The organism is Mediterraneibacter torques, from assembly GCF_044591705.1.
Lineage (GTDB): Bacteria > Bacillota > Clostridia > Lachnospirales > Lachnospiraceae > Mediterraneibacter > Mediterraneibacter torques.
In genome coordinates, this window is record NZ_CP172594.1 from 870,787 (window position 1) to 888,962 (window position 18,176).

The 18,176-nt window shown below is 41.6% G+C and carries 17 protein-coding genes; 16 read left to right on the forward strand and 1 reads right to left on the reverse strand.

Features of this window, described 5'->3' with window-relative positions; genetic code table 11:
- Positions 1-9 precede the first annotated feature (9 nt).
- The gene (ilvN, locus tag ACH9UM_RS03950; protein WP_004845165.1) at positions 10-507 is read left to right on the forward strand and encodes an acetolactate synthase small subunit; all 498 of its coding nucleotides are present in this window, start codon (positions 10-12) and stop codon (positions 505-507) included.
- Between the two features lie 23 nt (positions 508-530).
- Positions 531-1,550 (forward strand): ketol-acid reductoisomerase, encoded by a 1,020-nt coding sequence (gene ilvC, locus ACH9UM_RS03955; protein ID WP_004845164.1) that lies wholly within the window; start codon positions 531-533, stop codon positions 1,548-1,550.
- A 156-nt stretch (positions 1,551-1,706) separates the two neighbouring features.
- On the opposite strand, the gene rpsT is transcribed toward ilvC, so the two are convergent.
- Positions 1,707-1,970, reverse strand: coding sequence for a 30S ribosomal protein S20 (rpsT, locus tag ACH9UM_RS03960; RefSeq protein ID WP_009242635.1), 264 nt, complete (start codon positions 1,968-1,970; stop codon positions 1,707-1,709).
- Positions 1,971-2,253: 283 nt separating this feature from the next.
- On the opposite strand from rpsT, the gene gpr reads away from it, so the two are divergent.
- The 14 genes from gpr to rpsO all read left to right on the forward strand — a co-directional run bounded on the left by gpr (position 2,254) and on the right by rpsO (position 18,051).
- A complete protein-coding gene (gene gpr, locus ACH9UM_RS03965; RefSeq protein ID WP_004845162.1) occupies positions 2,254-3,240 on the forward strand; it encodes a GPR endopeptidase in 987 nt (328 codons plus the stop codon).
- A gap of 52 nt (positions 3,241-3,292) precedes the next feature.
- On the forward strand, positions 3,293-4,501 hold the full coding sequence (gene spoIIP / locus ACH9UM_RS03970) for a stage II sporulation protein P (RefSeq protein ID WP_009242636.1): 1,209 nt from the start codon (positions 3,293-3,295) through the stop codon (positions 4,499-4,501).
- Positions 4,502-4,682: 181 nt separating this feature from the next.
- The gene (locus tag ACH9UM_RS03975) at positions 4,683-6,605 is read left to right on the forward strand and encodes a type IIA DNA topoisomerase subunit B (RefSeq protein ID WP_004845160.1); all 1,923 of its coding nucleotides are present in this window, start codon (positions 4,683-4,685) and stop codon (positions 6,603-6,605) included.
- 91 nt (positions 6,606-6,696) lie between these two features.
- Positions 6,697-8,940, forward strand: coding sequence for a DNA topoisomerase (ATP-hydrolyzing) subunit A (locus tag ACH9UM_RS03980; RefSeq protein ID WP_004845159.1), 2,244 nt, complete (start codon positions 6,697-6,699; stop codon positions 8,938-8,940).
- A gap of 212 nt (positions 8,941-9,152) precedes the next feature.
- Positions 9,153-9,620 carry a ribosome maturation factor RimP gene (gene rimP, locus ACH9UM_RS03985; RefSeq protein ID WP_004845158.1) on the forward strand — a complete coding sequence of 156 codons (468 nt, stop codon included), beginning with the start codon at positions 9,153-9,155 and terminating at the stop codon, positions 9,618-9,620.
- 21 nt (positions 9,621-9,641) lie between these two features.
- Positions 9,642-10,856 (forward strand): transcription termination factor NusA, encoded by a 1,215-nt coding sequence (nusA, locus tag ACH9UM_RS03990; protein ID WP_009242638.1) that lies wholly within the window; start codon positions 9,642-9,644, stop codon positions 10,854-10,856.
- Between the two features lie 20 nt (positions 10,857-10,876).
- Positions 10,877-11,149: an RNase P modulator RnpM gene (rnpM, locus tag ACH9UM_RS03995; RefSeq protein WP_009320585.1), complete on the forward strand. Its 273-nt coding sequence runs from the start codon at positions 10,877-10,879 to the stop codon at positions 11,147-11,149.
- On the forward strand, positions 11,112-11,465 hold the full coding sequence (locus ACH9UM_RS04000; protein ID WP_044929579.1) for a ribosomal L7Ae/L30e/S12e/Gadd45 family protein: 354 nt from the start codon (positions 11,112-11,114) through the stop codon (positions 11,463-11,465). The genes rnpM and ACH9UM_RS04000 overlap by 38 nt, the downstream gene beginning before the upstream one ends.
- 15 nt (positions 11,466-11,480) lie before the next feature.
- The gene (infB, locus tag ACH9UM_RS04005) at positions 11,481-14,273 is read left to right on the forward strand and encodes a translation initiation factor IF-2 (protein ID WP_004845154.1); all 2,793 of its coding nucleotides are present in this window, start codon (positions 11,481-11,483) and stop codon (positions 14,271-14,273) included.
- A 55-nt stretch (positions 14,274-14,328) separates the two neighbouring features.
- A complete protein-coding gene (gene rbfA / locus ACH9UM_RS04010; RefSeq protein ID WP_004845153.1) occupies positions 14,329-14,712 on the forward strand; it encodes a 30S ribosome-binding factor RbfA in 384 nt (127 codons plus the stop codon).
- On the forward strand, positions 14,705-15,700 hold the full coding sequence (locus tag ACH9UM_RS04015; RefSeq protein ID WP_004845152.1) for a bifunctional oligoribonuclease/PAP phosphatase NrnA: 996 nt from the start codon (positions 14,705-14,707) through the stop codon (positions 15,698-15,700). The genes rbfA and ACH9UM_RS04015 overlap by 8 nt, the downstream gene beginning before the upstream one ends.
- A 22-nt stretch (positions 15,701-15,722) precedes the next feature.
- A complete protein-coding gene (gene truB / locus ACH9UM_RS04020; protein ID WP_004845151.1) occupies positions 15,723-16,676 on the forward strand; it encodes a tRNA pseudouridine(55) synthase TruB in 954 nt (317 codons plus the stop codon).
- A gap of 68 nt (positions 16,677-16,744) precedes the next feature.
- Complete coding sequence (locus tag ACH9UM_RS04025) at positions 16,745-17,647, forward strand: bifunctional riboflavin kinase/FAD synthetase (protein ID WP_004845150.1); 903 nt, start codon at positions 16,745-16,747, stop codon at positions 17,645-17,647.
- A gap of 137 nt (positions 17,648-17,784) precedes the next feature.
- On the forward strand, positions 17,785-18,051 hold the full coding sequence (gene rpsO / locus ACH9UM_RS04030) for a 30S ribosomal protein S15 (RefSeq protein ID WP_004845149.1): 267 nt from the start codon (positions 17,785-17,787) through the stop codon (positions 18,049-18,051).
- The last annotated feature ends 125 nt before the right edge of the window (positions 18,052-18,176 follow it).

Consider the following 18,176-nt stretch of genomic DNA (forward strand, 5'->3'; position numbering starts at 1 on the left):
GAGGAACACATGAGAAGTCAGGTATTTTCATTGCTTGTAGACAATAATCCGGGAGTGTTGAGCCGTATTGCAGGGTTATTCAGCAGACGCGGATACAGTATAGACAGCATCACGGCAGGTGCGACGACCGATACGAGGTTTACGAGGATTACAGTAGTTGCATCGGGGGATGAGCTGATTTTATCCCAGATAGAAAAACAGGTAAGGAAGCTGGAAGATGTCGTTGATATAAAAGTTTTGAAAGACGGAGAGTCAGTATACCGCGAACTGATCATGGTAAAACTGCGGGCAAACGCATCCCAAAGGGGCGAGATTATTTCAGTGGCAGATATTTTCAGAGCGAAGATAGTTGATGTCGAAGAGGACTCGCTGATCATCGAACTCACCGGAACTCAGAGTAAACTGGAAGCTTTTCTGAATCTTCTTCGAGGATATGAGATACTGGAACTTGCAAGAACAGGTATTACAGGTCTTTCCAGAGGAAGTAAGGATGTAGCATATTTTTAATTATCATTTAGGAGGAATGCAAAATGGCAGCAAAAATTTATTATCAGGAAGATTGTAATCTCTCACTTCTTGAGGGAAAAACAATCGCGATCATCGGTTATGGAAGTCAGGGACATGCTCATGCACTGAATCTGAAAGAATCAGGATGCAATGTCGTGATCGGACTTTATGAAGGAAGCAGATCATGGGCAAAAGCAGAAGCGCAGGGATTTGAAGTATATACAGCGGCAGAAGCGGCAAAAAAAGCAGATATTATTATGATCCTGATTAATGATGAGAAACAGGCTGCTTTATATAAAAACGATATTGAGCCGAATCTTGAAGAAGGTAATATGCTGATGTTTGCACACGGCTTTAACATTCATTTCGGACAAATCGTTCCGCCGGCGAACGTAGATGTGACAATGATCGCTCCGAAAGCTCCGGGACATACTGTAAGAAGCGAGTATCAGGTTGGAAAAGGAACTCCTTGCCTTGTAGCTGTAGAGCAGGATTATACAGGAAAAGCTCTTGATAAAGCTCTCGCATATGGTCTTGCGATCGGAGGAGCAAGAGCCGGTATCCTCGAGACTACATTCCGTACAGAGACAGAGACAGACCTTTTCGGCGAACAGGCGGTTCTTTGCGGCGGTGTGTGCGCTCTTATGCAGGCAGGCTTTGAGACACTTGTAGAAGCGGGATACGATCCGAGAAATGCATATTTTGAGTGTATTCATGAGATGAAGCTTATTGTTGATTTGATCTATCAGTCCGGTTTTGCAGGAATGAGATATTCGATTTCCAATACTGCCGAATATGGTGATTACATAACAGGACCGAAGATCATTACAGATGATACGAAGAAAGCGATGAAGCAGATTTTGACAGATATTCAGGATGGTACGTTTGCAAAAGACTTTCTTCTGGATATGTCCGAAGCCGGAGGTCAGGCACATTTCCGCGCAATGAGAAAACTTGCGTCAGAGCATCCGGCAGAGAAAGTAGGAGAAGAGATCAGAAAACTTTACAGTTGGAGCGATGAAGATAAACTGATCAATAACTAATAGGATATAATTACAAAAAGACGCCTTGCATTACGCGAAGCGTCTTTTTGTATGAAAATGTCTTTTTGTTTATGATGATAAGATTATGTACAAAAAAAGACATCTGCCTGACGGGAGCAAATGTCTTTTCTATTTTTATCAATTCTATTAATAAGATTAAGCAATGCTGCTTACAGCTTTGGAAAGACGAGAAATCTTTCTGGAAACAGTTTTTTTGTGATAAACACCTTTTGTTCCAGCTTTGGAAATCTCGACGATCGCTGCGCGAAGAGCAGTCTTAGCAGTTTCAGCGTCTTTAGCGGCAACTGCAGCTTCCACTTTCTTTACAGCAGTTTTTACTTTAGACTTAATTGCTTTGTTTCTTGCAGCTTTTGTCTCGTTTACTAAAATTCTTTTCTTAGCAGACTTAATGTTAGCCAATGCGTACACCTCCAAATATATCTATGATTTCAAATGTAATTTGAGTTTCCGCAGACTCGGACACGGACGTTCTGCTGAAACATACTCATTTATTTTATGCCAACTCTAAAGGGTTGTCAATACATATTTTAATAAATATTGGGAATTATGGAACATATATAGAGAAAAACTGCATTATTTGGAAAACCGGAATAAAAAAACACAGTATCTGCATTAAAAAGACGGTTTGAATATAAAAACAGCAGGAATACTATAATAAGAACATAAAAAGCGAGGATGAGATATGATAAAAAATTATAGTGTGCGGACAGATCTTGCGCTTGAAGAAAAAGAAAGGTTTGAATCAGATCATGTAGAAATATCAGGGGTAGTTCTTGAAGAAGATTATGATGAAGCATCAGAACTTCGTGTTACAAGAGTGGAGATCAAAACAGAAAACGGAGCAAAGGCAATGGGAAAACCTGTAGGAACTTATTTGACGATAGAAACTCCTAATTTGGCAATGCCTGATGAAAAAAGTCAGACCGTGATTGCCGAAAAGGTATGTTCTTTTATAAAGGAACTGATCCGAAAATTTGAAGTAAAAGATAAAGATCTATCTATTCTTGTAGTAGGGCTGGGGAATAGAGAAGTTACTCCGGATTCACTGGGACCTTGCGTGGCAGATCATTTATCCGTGACGCGGCATATTGTAAAAGAATATGGAAAATATGCAATAGGAGTCGACGACGCGCCGATGATCAGCGCTGTCGTGCCGGGAGTGATGGGGCAAACGGGAATGGAAAGTGCGGAGATCGTGCGTGGGATTGTATCGGAAACGAATCCTGATGTTATTATTGCAGTTGATGCATTGGCAGCAAGAAACAGTAAGCGATTGAACCGGACGATTCAGATCGCAGATACCGGGATTCATCCCGGAAGTGGAGTGGGGAATCACAGAAACGGGATGACAATGGAAACATTAGGAGTACCTGTTATCGGAATCGGTGTGCCGACAGTTGTAGACGCAGCAACGATTGTAAATGATACAATGGAAAACTTTATAAGGGCTCTTGAATCTTCGGATTCTTTAAAAGGAGTCGGGGAAGTGCTGCGTTCCTATAACGCCGGAGAAAAATATGAATTTGTAAAAGAGCTGATCTCTCCTCATTTAAACGGAATGTTTGTCACGCCTAAAGATGTTGATGAAATGGTTCATCATATCAGTCATACTTTATCGGAAGCGATCAATATGCTTTTTTCGGCCGGTTCAGGCAGATCGGAAGCATAAGAGAAAAGAACAAAGCATACACTGTCAGAAGTAATAGAAAGGACGATGTCTGATGGCGGATCGATTTCGGATATTAGAAAAAGAACGAGAACGGAAGAAGCGGATGATCCGGTTTCTGTTTTTCTTTCTGGCAATGATTTGTTTGATTTCGGAAGGAATGTGGTCGGCTCGAATGTATGGTTTCCAAACTCATATTTTTTCGGGTGCGGAAGAGATGTACATGCCGCGGCTTGCATATTTGAACAGAAGCCCGCAAAAAACAGTTCACGAGTTTTTTATAGAACAATCTTATCTGTTTCTTCCGACAGCAGGGTATGCGATGGAGCATAGGAGAGAGGAATTTACGGCAGAAGATCAAGAAACTGTTGCTCAAATTTTAGAGGCGCAGGCAAACGATGAGAACTGTATCGATGAAAACGGAAATCTTATTAGTAAAGAGTCTCCTGAAACGGCGCAAAATGTGCAGCCGTCGGGAGAAACGTCACTTTCTTCTGTCGATATGTCTATTGAGAGGTTAAGAGATTTTGATTATTTGCTTAGTAATTTTTATACGGTAGACAGCTCTACGATGATTGGTCCTGAACAGTTGAATGCAGATGACCTTCTTGGGAGGAGTATGAAGATCAATAAAAAGGAAGATGGTCCGAAAGTATTGATATTTCATACTCATTCACAGGAGGAATTTGTCGATTCAATTCCGGGAGATCCTGCCACAAGTATTGTCGGAATAGGGGAATATCTGACAGAGCTTTTAAATAAGCGGGGAATCAAAACAATCCATGACACAGGGGTATATGATATTATTAACGGACAGCTCGACAGGAGTAATGCATATGAAAACGCAGAAGCGTCTGTCAGACCGATTCTGGAGGCAAACCCAACGATCGAGGTGGCAATCGACCTTCATAGGGATGGCGTTGCCGAGGGAACGCACTTAGTCACAGAAATAAACGGAAAGCCGACTGCAAAGATCATGTATTTTAATGGATTGAGCCGATCTCGCACAAACGGAGATATCGATTATCTTTATAATCCGTACATACAGGATAATCTGGCGTTTTCTCTTCAGATGCAGCTTGCGTCAGAACGAATGTATCCCGGGTTTGCAAGACATATTTATCTGCGGGCATATAGATATAATCTGCATCTGCTGCCGAAGTCTCTGTTGATTGAAGCCGGTGCGCAGACAAATACTGTAGAAGAAATGAAAAATGCGATGGAGGTCGTGGCAGATACGCTGTGTGAAGTTATACTGGAATGACAAGGATTCTATTTACAAGATCGAAAACGGGTGGTATCATAGAAAATGATACCCTCAGATGAAAGGAACAACATCCGGCATCTGAGGGTACAATCTCGTTATAGCGTGAAACAAAATTAGTGCGGCATAAGAAAAGAAGTCGAGAAAAATAGAAGGAATGATCCGGTAAAGGAGAAGGTAAATGGCTGGAAATAATACATATGATGCAGGGAGTATTTCTGTATTGGAAGGATTAGAGGCGGTACGAAAACGCCCGGGAATGTATATCGGAAGTGTATCGACAAAAGGTCTGAATCATCTTATTTATGAAATTGTGGACAATTCCGTGGATGAACATCTGGCAGGATTTTGTACGGAAATCCGTGTTGTTTTAGAAAAAGACGGAACGGCAACAGTAACCGATAACGGGAGGGGAATTCCGGTTGATATGCATCAAAAAGGAATTTCTGCGGCAAGGCTTGTGTTTACCACACTTCATGCAGGGGGAAAATTTGACGATTCGGCGTATAAGACAAGCGGAGGTCTTCATGGCGTCGGTTCTTCTGTTGTAAATGCACTTTCTACATATATGGATGTTAAGATCAGCCGTGATGGGGCGGTATACCATGACAGATATGAGCGCGGAGTTCCTGTCATTGAACTGGAAAACGGACTTCTTCCTAAGATCGGAAAGACAAAAAAGACAGGAACAACAATTAATTTTCTGCCTGATGATACGATTTTTGAAAAGACGAAGTTCCGGGCGGAGGAAGTAAAAAGCAGGCTGCATGAAACAGCATATCTTAACCCGGAACTGACGATAATATTCGAAGATAAAAGAGGAGATCAGACCGAGCATATCGAATATCATGAACCGGAGGGAATCATCGGGTTTATCAGAGATCTGAATAAGAAAAAAGAGGCGCTTCATGAGCCTGTTTATTTTAAAGGGGAAGCAGACGGTATTGAAGTGGAGGCGGCATTTCAGTATGTTAATGAATTTCATGAGAATGTGCTCGGTTTCTGCAACAATATTTACAATGCCGAGGGCGGAACGCATTTAACCGGATTTAAAACGACATTTACGACGGTTATGAATCAGTATGCAAGAGAAATCGGTATTTTAAAAGAGAAGGATACGAACTTTACGGGAGCTGATATCCGAAACGGGATGACAGCGATTATTTCGATCAAACATCCGGATCCTAGATTTGAAGGGCAGACAAAGACAAAACTGGACAATCCCGACGCGGCAAAAGCGGTCGGTAAAGTTGCGGGAGATGAAATTGTTCTTTATTTTGACCGTAACCTGGACGTTTTAAAAACGGTATTGTCAAGTGCGGAAAAGGCGGCGAAAATCCGTAAGACAGAAGAAAAGGCGAAAACGAATCTTTTGACGAAGCAAAAATATTCGTTTGACAGTAACGGAAAACTCGCAAACTGCGAGAGCAGAGATCCGAAAAAGTGCGAGATATTTATTGTTGAGGGAGATTCGGCGGGAGGTTCGGCAAAAACGGCCAGAAACAGAAACTTTCAGGCGATTCTTCCTATTCGCGGGAAAATATTAAACGTGGAGAAAGCAAGTATTGATAAAGTCCTTGCGAATGCAGAAATAAAAACGATGATCAATGCGTTCGGATGTGGATTTTCCGAAGGATACGGCAATGACTTCGATATTACAAAGCTTCGATACGATAAGATCATAATTATGGCAGATGCAGATGTAGACGGAGCTCATATTTCAACACTTTTGCTGACGCTGTTCTATCGGTTTATGCCGGAACTGATTTATGAGGGGCACGTGTATATTGCAATGCCGCCGCTTTATAAGGCAATGCCGAAAAGCGGAGAAGAGGAATATCTTTACGATGATAAGGCGCTTGAAAAATATCGAAGGACACACAAAGGACCGTTTACTCTTCAGAGGTATAAAGGGCTTGGAGAGATGGATGCAGAACAGTTGTGGGAAACAACACTTGATCCTAAAAGACGTCTTTTAAAGCTTGTTGAGATTGAAGATGCGAGAATGGCTTCCGGTGTGACTGAGATGCTTATGGGAACGGAAGTGCCTCCGCGGCGGGCATTCATCTATGAAAATGCGACAGAGGCGGAACTTGATATATAATCTGTATGACGAAACAGAGTCGACGTGATTTGTGTCAGAAAATGGATTTGCTTTGTGTCATATGAGCAAAATGAAATGAAGGAGACGAGAAATGAACAGTGAATCACAGATCATAAGAACGGAATATTCGGATCTTATGAAAAAATCATATATTGATTATGCGATGAGCGTAATTATTTCCAGGGCACTTCCGGATGTAAGAGACGGACTGAAGCCGGTTCAGCGCCGTACGCTTTATGATATGTACGAACTGGGAATCCGCTATGATAAGCCGTACAGAAAATGCGCGCGTATTGTCGGAGATACGATGGGTAAATATCATCCTCACGGCGACAGTTCGATCTACGAATCTCTTGTTGTTATGGCTCAGGAGTTTAAAAAAGGAATGGTACTTGTAGACGGTCACGGAAACTTCGGTTCGATAGAAGGTGACGGCGCTGCGGCAATGCGTTATACTGAGGCAAGACTGACGAAATTCACGCAGGAAGTCTGCCTTGCAGATCTAGATAAAGATGTGGTAGATTTCGGACCGAATTTTGACGAAACAGAAAAAGAACCGCTTGTACTTCCGATGCGTGTGCCAAACCTCCTCGTAAACGGAGCGGAAGGAATTGCGGTAGGTATGGCGACAAGTATACCGCCTCATAATCTCGGAGAAGTGATCGATGCGGTAAAGGCATATATTAAAAACGATTCGATCACTACAAAACAACTGATGAAATACATAAAAGGGCCTGATTTTCCGACAGGCGGAATTGTTGTTAATAAAGATGATCTGATCAATATATATGAAACGGGACAGGGAAAGATCAAAGTCCGGGGAAAAGTAGAGACAGAAGAATTAAAAGGCGGCAAAAAGCAGCTTGTGATCAGTGAGATCCCATACACGATGATCGGAGCGGGAATAGGGAAGTTTTTAAATGATGTAGCCGGTCTGGTAGAGACAAAGAAAACAACAGATATCACAGATATTTCAAACCAATCTTCCAAAGAAGGAATTCGGATTGTGTTGGAATTAAAAAAAGGCGCAGATGTAGAAAATCTAAAAAATATGCTTTATAAAAAGACGCGCCTTGAAGACACATTCGGCGTGAATATGCTTGCAGTTGCAGACGGAAGACCGGAAACACTCGGACTTAAGAAGATCATTGAGCATCATGTAGATTTTCGATTTGAACTGGCGACGAGAAAATACAAAACACTTCTTGCAAAAGAACAGGAAAAAAGTGAGGTGCAGGAGGGGTTGATCAAAGCATGTGATGTGATCGATCTTATTATTGAAATCCTTCGAGGCAGTAAATCTGTAAAAGATGCAAAAGCATGTCTTGTAAATGGCGTAACAGATAATATTAAGTTTAAATCTTCTATTTCCAAAAAGATGGCGGTGCTTTTACGCTTTACAGAACGTCAGGCTGCTGCCATCCTCGAGATGCGCTTATATCGCCTCATCGGTCTGGAAGTACAGGCTTTGATCGCGGAACATGAACAGACGGTGAAGAATATTGCGCGTTATGAAGATATTCTCAATAATTATGATTCTATGGCGCAAGTTATTGTGGAAGAACTTGAATCGTTTAAAGAAGAATATGCAAAAGCGCGCCGTACAGTCATTGAAAATGCTGAAGAAGCCGTTTTTGAAGAGAAGAAGATCGAAGAACAGGAAGTCGTATTTTTGATGGATCGGTTCGGATATGCAAGAATAGTAGACGTTGCCGTTTACGAAAGAAATAAGGAAGCGGCGGATAGTGAGAATAAGTATATTGTCCATTGTATGAACACGGGGAAAATATGTATTTTTACCAATAGCGGGAAAATGCACCAGGTGAAAGTAATTGATCTTCCTTATGGAAAATTCAGGGATAAAGGAGTTCCGATCGACAATGTCAGCAATTACTCCAGTTCTGATGAACAGATTGTCTCGGTATACGATTCCGAGCAGATGAGATTTGCCATGCTTTTGTTTTCAACGGCGCAGGGAATGGTAAAAAAAGTCAGCGGAAGTGAATTTCAGGTGGCAAAACGAACAATTCTGGCTACAAAACTTCAGGAAGAAGATTCTCTGGTCGATGTTCGGGTTGTTAATGAAAATAAGCATGTCGTTCTTCAGACAAAGAACGGGTACTTTTTGAGATTCCCGGCCACGGAAGTTCCTATAAAGAAAAAAGCTGCAGTCGGTGTCAGAGGTATCCGTCTTCAGAAAAAAGATGAACTGGAAAAGGTATATCTTTTTGAAGAAGGAACGGAAACAAAGATTCTATATAATGAAAAAGAGGTCTCTTTAAATCGATTGAAAACGGCGAAACGTGATGGAGCAGGAACAAAAGCAAGAAAATAGAGAAGAAGCCTTGCAATATAAAAAAAACAGTGCTATACTATGAAATAGTTACATAGAAATCCGGCAGAAGAGTGAACGAAAGTTCACTCTTCTTTGTTGCTATGCATACGACAAAAAATATCTTATAGATATTTTCAGTTGTAAATTCACGATAACAAAAGAAACATAAGCGGCAGATAGCTTCTGCCAAATGAGAAGAAAGGAAGTATAGCGTGTCAAAAAGAGAAGAATATGAACAGAAAACAGAAGAACTTTTAGAACCGATCGTGTCTGCACTTGGATTTGAACTGGTTGACGTAGAATATGTCAAGGAAGCCGGAACATGGTATCTTCGTGCGTATATCGATAAACCGGGCGGGATTACGGTAGATGACTGTGAGGCGGTCAGCAGAAAGTTTTCGGATATTCTCGATGAAAAAGATTATATCCCGGATTCTTATGTATTTGAGGTGAGCTCACCGGGGCTTGGCAGACCGTTAAAAAAAGAAAAAGATTTTAAGAGAAGTATCGGAGAAGAAGTAGAGATCCGTACTTACCGGGCAATCGATCGTCAGAAAGAATTTACCGGTATTTTGAAAGGGTTTGATGAAAACACTGTGACCATTATATATGAAGATGAAACAGAACAAGTATTTGACAGAGCAGAAATTGCATTGATTCGTCTTGCTTTGGATTTTTAAAATTTAGGAGGAAATGACAAAATGAACACAGAGTTAATGGAAGCGTTGACAATTCTTGAGAAAGAAAAAAATATCAGTAAAGATGTTATGATGGATGCGATTGAAAATTCGCTGATCAGCGCATGTAAGAATCATTTCGGAACATCGGATAACATTAAAGTAATCATGGATCGTGATACTTGCGATTATGCTGTATATGCAGAGAAAAATGTAGTAGAAGAGGTAGAAGATCCTGCGTTGGAGATCAGTCTCGAAGAAGCGGAAAAGCTGGATTCTGCATTACAGGTCGGCGATATCGCACAGATTCCGGTACACTCAAAAGAGTTTGGGCGTATTGCGACTCAGAATGCAAAGAACCTGATTCTTCAAAAAATAAGAGAAGAAGAAAGAAAAGTTGTATTTGACCAGTATTTTGAAAAAGAAAAAGATATTGTGACAGGTGTTGTTCAGCGATATGTCGGGAAAAATATCAGTATTAATCTTGGAAGAGCAGATGCAATGCTTACTGAGAACGAGCAGGTGAAAGGGGAACATTTTAAACCTACAGAACGTATTAAACTGTATGTAGTAGAAGTGAAAAATACTCCGAAAGGACCGAAGATACTTGTATCCCGTACACATCCCGAACTTGTGAAACGTCTTTTTGAAGCAGAGGTGGCAGAAGTAAGAGACGGTACAGTTGAAATTAAGAGCATTGCAAGAGAAGCAGGTTCCCGTACAAAAATGGCTGTATGGTCAAACGATCCGAATGTAGATCCCGTAGGCGCTTGTGTGGGAATGAACGGAGCACGAGTAAACGCAGTTGTTCAGGAACTTCGCGGTGAAAAAATCGATATTATCAACTGGGATGAGAATCCGGCGCTTCTGATAGAAAATTCACTTAGCCCTGCAAAAGTGATTTCTGTAATGGCAGATCCGGAAGAAAAAATCGCGAGTGTGATCGTTCCCGACTATCAGCTTTCACTTGCAATCGGAAAAGAAGGGCAGAATGCACGTCTTGCTGCAAGACTTACAGGATATAAGATTGATATTAAGAGCGAGACACAGGCGATAGAGGCAGGAGAACTTCCAGAAAATTATATGGAAGAGATGGGACTTGTCGGTGAAGAAGGTTATACAGGAGATTACGAGGAAGAGTATAACGAAGAATACAGTGAAGAGTCTTATGATGAAGCGGCAGAAGATCAGAACGAAGAGTCGGAAGAAATTGAATTTATCGAGACAGAGAATGAGTAATATCTAAAGGAGTGGGTTATTTGGCAGTTAATAAAAAAATTCCTATGCGTAAATGTGTAGGGTGTGGAGAAATGAAACCTAAAAAAGAATTGCTGCGAATACTCAGGACAGAAACCGGAGAATTCGTCGTGGATGCACTTGGAAAAGCAAACGGCAGAGGCGCTTATCTTTGCCGGAGCGTAGAATGCTTTCAGAAAGCTGTGAAAAACCGTGGATTGGAACGGTCGTTTAAGCAGGCAATACCGCCGGAAGTATATGAGAGAATGGAAAAGGAGATGGGAGAGCTTGAGTAAGAGAGATAAGGTCCTTTCCCTGATCGGACTGGCGATGAAGGCCGGAAAATGTGTAAGCGGCGAGACAATGACAGAAAGCGAGACGAAATCAGGAAAAGCGAAGTTTGTCATTGTCGCCGGTGACGCATCGGAGAACACGAAGAAAAAATTCGGGGATATGTGTAAGTTTTATAAAGTTCCATTTTGTTTCTACGGAGATAAAGATACCTTAGGGCATGCAATGGGAAAAGAGTTCCGTGCATCTCTGGCGATACTTGACGAAGGATTTGCAGATGGAATTCAAAGAGAGCTGAAAAACCGAGAGGATATTGCATAAGGAGGTAGTTTTAATATGACAAAAATGAGGGTACATGAACTTGCGAAAGAGCTTGGAATGGAAAATAAAGAGCTCATCGATTTGTTGCATAAGAAAAATGTGGAGGTGTCAAATCATATGAGTTCGATCGAGGACAATATAGCAGATGAGATCCGAAAAGAAAAAAACACAAGATCAGAAGGAAAGTCAGAGGGAGAAGAAGCTCCGAAAAAGAAAAATCTGGCATTTGTGATTCGTCCGCAAAACTCTAAAAACAGCAGTCGCATACAGGGAAAACGTCCGGCTCAAAAGTCTGCGCGTCCACAGCAGAGTGCGCGTCAAAACGAGGCAAAGGCAGCGACGACGCGTCCGGCATCACAGGGAGCACGTTCGGAAAAGTCAGGTGCAGAAAAGTCACAGGCTGCGCGGCCGGTTCCTGCTCAAACTGTAAAAGCCGAAACTGCTGCCGAACATTCAACTACAGAAAAACGACCGGGTACGCAAGCGCAGTCAGCAGCGGAAAAGCCGCAGGGAGTACGTCAGGAAAAGCAACAGCCGGCACGTGCGGAAAAACCGGTACAGGTACAGTCCGAAAAGGAGAAAAGAACAGAGAATGACCGTCCGGCAAGAGAAAATCGTGAAGCAAGACAGTCCAATGATCGTCCGGTAAGAGAAAACAGAGACGGAAAGCCGGTAAGAGACGGAAAACCGTCTGACAGACAAGGCAGATTCGATCGCGGATCCAATGATCGTTCGCGCCAGGAAAGACCACAGGGAAATCGTCAGTTCGGTGACGGAAGACAGAGCCGAGGCGGAGACAGAGACCGCAGACCGGGAGGACAAAATGGTCGATCTGACAGAGAGAAAAGAGAGTCACGAAGAGATGATGTGGCGGCACCGATCGTGGAGCAGCAGAAGAGCCAGCGTAATAAGGCGAAAGATAAAGAACGTGATAATAAGAAAAAAGAATACAGAGACGAAGCCTTTGACGGAAAAGGCAAAAAAGGCAAAAAACAAAAACAGGTAGCAGAAGTGAAAAGACCGCAGCCGAAAGAAGAGAAGAAAGAAGAAAAGATTAAACAGATTGTAATTCCGGAAGTTCTTACGATCAAAGAACTTGCAGATAAAATGAAGATTGTTCCTTCTGTTATCGTGAAAAAACTGTTCCTTCAAGGAAAAGTTGTAACAGTGAATCAGGAAATCGATTATGATACTGCAGAAGAGATCGCAATGGAATTTGAAGTTCTCTGCGAAAAAGAAGAAGTCGTAGATGTGATCGAAGAACTGTTAAAAGAGGAAGAGGAAGATGAAAATATGATGGTAAAACGTCCTCCGGTCGTATGTGTTATGGGACACGTTGACCATGGTAAAACATCTCTTCTTGATGCGATCCGTCACTCAAATGTGATCGATCGTGAAGCAGGTGGTATCACTCAGCATATCGGAGCATATGTTGTGGAAGCAAACGGAGAAAAAATTACGTTCCTCGACACGCCGGGACATGAGGCGTTTACGGCAATGCGTATGCGCGGTGCAAGCTCTACGGATATCGCCATTCTTGTCGTAGCGGCAGACGACGGAGTAATGCCTCAGACAGTAGAAGCAATCAATCATGCAAAAGCTGCCGGAATTGAAATTATTGTTGCAATCAATAAGATTGATAAACCAAGTGCAAATATCGAACGTGTGAAACAAGAACTGACAGAATATGAGTTGATTCCGGAAGATTGGGGCGGAAGTACGATTTTTGTTCCTGTATCCGCACATACAAAAGAAGGAATTCCGGAGCTTCTTGAAATGGTTCTTCTGACAGCAGAAGTTATGGAGTTAAAAGCAAATCCGAACCGTGCGGCAAGAGGTCTTGTGATCGAGGCGGAACTTGATAAAGGAAAAGGATCTGTTGCGACAGTTCTTGTTCAGAAAGGTACTCTTCATGTCGGAGATGCAATCGCGGCAGGAAGCGCACATGGTCGCGTTCGTGCGATGATGGACGATAAAGGCAGAAGGGTGAAAGAGGCAGGTCCGTCACAGCCGGTAGAGATTCTCGGATTAAATGATGTTCCAAATGCGGGAGAAGTGTTTGTCGGATGTGATTCCGAAAAGGATGCAAGAAGTTTTGCAGAGACGTTTATCGCTCAGAATAAAGTGAAACTTCTTGATGAGACAAAATCAAGAATGTCTCTTGATGATCTGTTCAGCCAGATACAGGAAGGCAATTTGAAAGAACTCAACATTATCGTAAAAGCAGATGTTCAAGGTTCAGTAGAAGCAATCAAACAGAGTCTTTTGAAACTTTCAAATGATGAAGTTGTAATCAAGATCATTCACGGTGGAGTAGGCGCAATCAATGAATCGGACGTCAGCCTTGCATCGGCTTCCAATGCGATCATTATCGGATTTAATGTACGTCCGGATGCGACGGCAAAAGAAATCGCCGATAGAGAAGGCGTTGATTTAAGACTTTACAGAGTCATTTATAATGCGATAGAAGATGTGGAAGCTGCAATGAAAGGAATGCTTGATCCGGTATTTGAGGAAAAAATTCTCGGTCACGCGGAAGTGCGTCAGACATTTAAAGCATCCGGAGTCGGAACGATTGCAGGATCTTATGTTCAGGACGGTATTTTTGAAAGAAACTGTTCTGTACGTCTTATCCGTGACGGAATCGTAGTATTTGACGGACCGCTGGCATCTTTGAAACGTTTTAAAGACGATGTAAAAGAAGTAAGAGCCGGATATGAATGTGGTTTTGTATTTGAAAATTATAATGATATCAAAGAAGGAGATCAGGTTGAAGCTTATAAAATGGTTGAGACTGAGAGAAAATAAATTTGATTCAAAAAAACCGAATGATTAGTTTCGCAGATGAAAAGAGGGAGCATTAATGAGAAAAAACAGCATAAAAAATACCCGTGTAAATGCGGAAGTTCAAAGAGAACTGAGCAATATACTGCGTGGCGGGATCAAAGATCCGAGAGTGTCGCCCATGACATCTGTGGTGGCAGTGGAAGTGGCGCCGGATCTGAAAACATGCAAAGCATATATCAGCGTACTCGGAGATGAAAAGGCACAGCAGGATACGATCAAAGGGCTGCAAAGCGCTGAAGGATTTATCCGTCGTGAGCTTGCCAGAACGATTAATATGAGAAACACTCCGGAGATTAAGTTTATTGTAGATCAGTCGATCGAATATGGCGTAAATATCAGCAAGAAGATCGACGAGGTTACAAAGGATCTGAAAGATGAGGCCGGTGATATTGATGAATAGTAAAAAAATTGATTTAAAAGAGCTGCTGAAAGAGAAGAAAAAAATTGCCCTGGGCGGACACGTCCGCCCGGATGGCGATTGCATCGGATCGGTAATGGGGTTATATCTTTATTTAAAACAAGAATATCCGCATATTCAGACAGACGTTTATCTGGAAAAAATACCTGAGACATTTCGTCTGATCAAAGGAACAGATGAAGTTCGTTCAGAAGTAAACAATAACGAAACGCCGTATGATCTGTTTATCTGTCTTGATTGTGCAGATCCGATGAGACTTGGATTTTCAAGTTCGGTCTTTGAAAACGCAAAAGAGACGGTTTGCATCGATCATCACATCAGCAACGAATCGTTTGCAGACTTGAACTATATTGTTCCGGATGCAAGTTCTACGTCTGAGCTTGTAGTTACTTTGCTCGATGAAGAGAAAATATCAAAAGAATCGGCAGAAGCTCTTTATATGGGAATTGCTCACGATACAGGTGTTTTCAGATATTCGTGCACATCGCCGGAAACGATGGAAAATGCGGCTAAACTGATGAGAAAAGGGATAAACGGAAACGCGATCATTGAGCAAACCTTTTACGAAAAAACATATGTGCAAAACCAGATTTTGGGAAGAGCGCTCCTTGAGAGTATGCTCATTATGGATCGTCAATGCGTTGTGTCGGTTATCCGCAAAAGTTCGATGGAATTTTTCCATGCAGAGCCGTCTGATCTGGAAGGGGTAGTAAGTATTCTCAGGCAGACAAAAGGTGTGGAAGTCGCTATCTTCTTACATGAGCTTGAACCTCAAAAATATAAAGTAAGCCTTCGTTCTAAACAATATATTGATGTGAGTGTAATCGCAAAACATTTCGGAGGCGGCGGACACATACGGGCGGCAGGTGTGACAATGACAGGATCTGCACATGACGTGATCAACAATATTACCGAGCAGATCGCCCGTCAGTTTGAAAAACTGGAAGAAAAATCAGTGATTCCGCAATGAAATAAGGACTAGAATCAGAAGTATGATAAACGGAATTTTAAATATTTACAAAGAAAAAGGTTATACATCGCATGATGTGGTGGCTCGTCTTCGGGGAATCTTCGGACAAAAGAAGATCGGTCATACCGGAACGCTTGACCCGGATGCGGAAGGAGTGCTTCCGGTATGTCTTGGACGGGCAACAAAAGTATGTGATCTGCTGACAGATAAAGATAAAACGTATGAAGCGGTGCTTTTGCTTGGAAAAGAAACAGATACTCAAGATATTACAGGGACTGTTTTAAAAGAATGTGATCCATCGGAAATCACTGAAGAAACAGCAAAAAAATGTATTGAAAGTTTTATAGGGGAATATGATCAGATTCCTCCTATGTATTCTGCACTAAAAGTAAATGGAAAAAAGCTTTATGAATTGGCTCGGGAAGGGAAAGTCGTAGAACGGAAAAGCAGAAAAGTACAGATTTATGACATTCGGATCAAGGAAATGAAACTTCCTCGCATACGGATGGAAGTTTCTTGTTCAAAGGGAACATATATCCGTACTTTATGTAATGATGTAGGAGAAGTTCTTGGCGTTGGCGGATGTATGGAATCACTGCTTCGTACAAAAGTCAGTCGGTTTGAGTTAAAAGACAGTATGAAGCTTGCAGATATTGAAAAGGCGAAGAATGAAGGAAGGACAGAAGAAATAATATTGCCTCTGGATGAAGTATTTGTCGAATATCCTAAGATAATCGTAACAGGACGCCAGGCTCAGTTGGCATATAACGGAAATCCTTTTCCGAAAGAGTCTGCGAAAAATTTGATTTTACCCGGAAAAGACGGAGGAGAGGATGATCTTTCCGACATTTTTTCTAGATATAAAAAATATAGAGTATACGATGAGCAGGGACGGTTTATCGCTATATACTCTTATCAAAAACAAAGGCAGTTATTCAGAATCGAAAAAATGTTTTTCGATCCTGATGGAAAATAGAAAAATTCGTTTCAAATTATGTAAATGAGATGAGAATAATATGAAGCGGATAAAAGGAAGAGTAGATCATGGAGTACATCACGGGGATTGAGCAATATGCAGGAATAGAAAAGACAGCGTTAACTCTCGGCAAGTTTGACGGTCTTCATAAAGGACATCAAAAACTGATCGATAAAATATGCGCTTATTCGGGAGAAAATTGTAAAAGCGTCCTCTGTGCTTTCGATATGCACCGGGAGTCGTTAATGACAAAGCAGGAGAGGCGGAGTCATCTTGAAGGGAAAATCGATTGTTTGATCGAATATCCTTTTACGAAAGAACTGCGTGAAATGGAAGCGGAAGTGTTTATTAAGAACATCTTGTGCGAAAAACTTCATGCGGCGCATATTGTTGTAGGAACAGACTTTGCTTTTGGTCATGAAAAACGAGGAAATACAGAAATGTTGAAAATGTTTTCCGAAAAAGGGGGATATACGCTGGATGTCATCGAAAAAGAACGATATGATCAGATCGTGATCAGCAGTACTTATATCAGAGATGTCCTTTCACAAGGCAATGTAACTCTTGCGGCAGAGCTTCTCGGATATCGGTATGGAGTAACCGGAATTGTTCGGCATGGCAGACAACTGGGGCGGACGCTCGGCTTTCCTACAATGAATGTCGAGCCTGAAGAAAAAAAAATACTGCCAAGATTCGGAGTGTATGTCTGCCGTATCAATATAGACGGAAAATGGTACAACGGCATTGGAAACGTAGGGGTGAAGCCGACAGTTACGGAAGAACACAAGCGTCTTGTCGAAGTATTTGTTTATGATTATGAAGGAGATGCATACGGGAAAGAAATTACGGTGGAATTTTGTGATTTTGAAAGACCCGAGATAAGATTTTCTTCTGTGAACGAATTAAAAAAACAAGTGGCGAAAGATCTCCGTTATGGAAAAGACTACTTTAAGGCTTCAAAAGAAATCTAAAATAAATTCTTTACATTGTAAGTGGCATATGATATACTACTTGAGGTTAGAAAACCAGCCGATGTTCGGTAATCGGATCACTCCGACCGTTACTTAATATCAGGCGTTTATAAAAGTATTTAAGGAGGAGTTACAACATGATCGCAAAGGACAAAAAGCAGGCAATCATCAAAGAGTATGGAAGAAGCGAAGGTGATACAGGATCACCGGAAGTACAGATCGCAATTCTTACAGCAAGAATCAACGAACTGACAGATCACTTCAAAGCAAACCCGAAAGATCACCACTCAAGAAGAGGTCTTCTTAAGATGGTAGGACAGAGAAGAGGTCTTCTTGCATATCTTAAAAAAGTAGATATTGAAAGATATCGTGCATTGATTGAGAAACTCGGACTCAGAAAATAGTCAGAGGTTTCAATGTAAGCAAAAAAGGGGCAGATTTGATCTGTTCCTTTTTTATATGACGGAAAGTCTAATTCCTTGTCTGGAAGGATCTTGGTGTGTACGACCGTTTTAGAAAAAGACCCAAT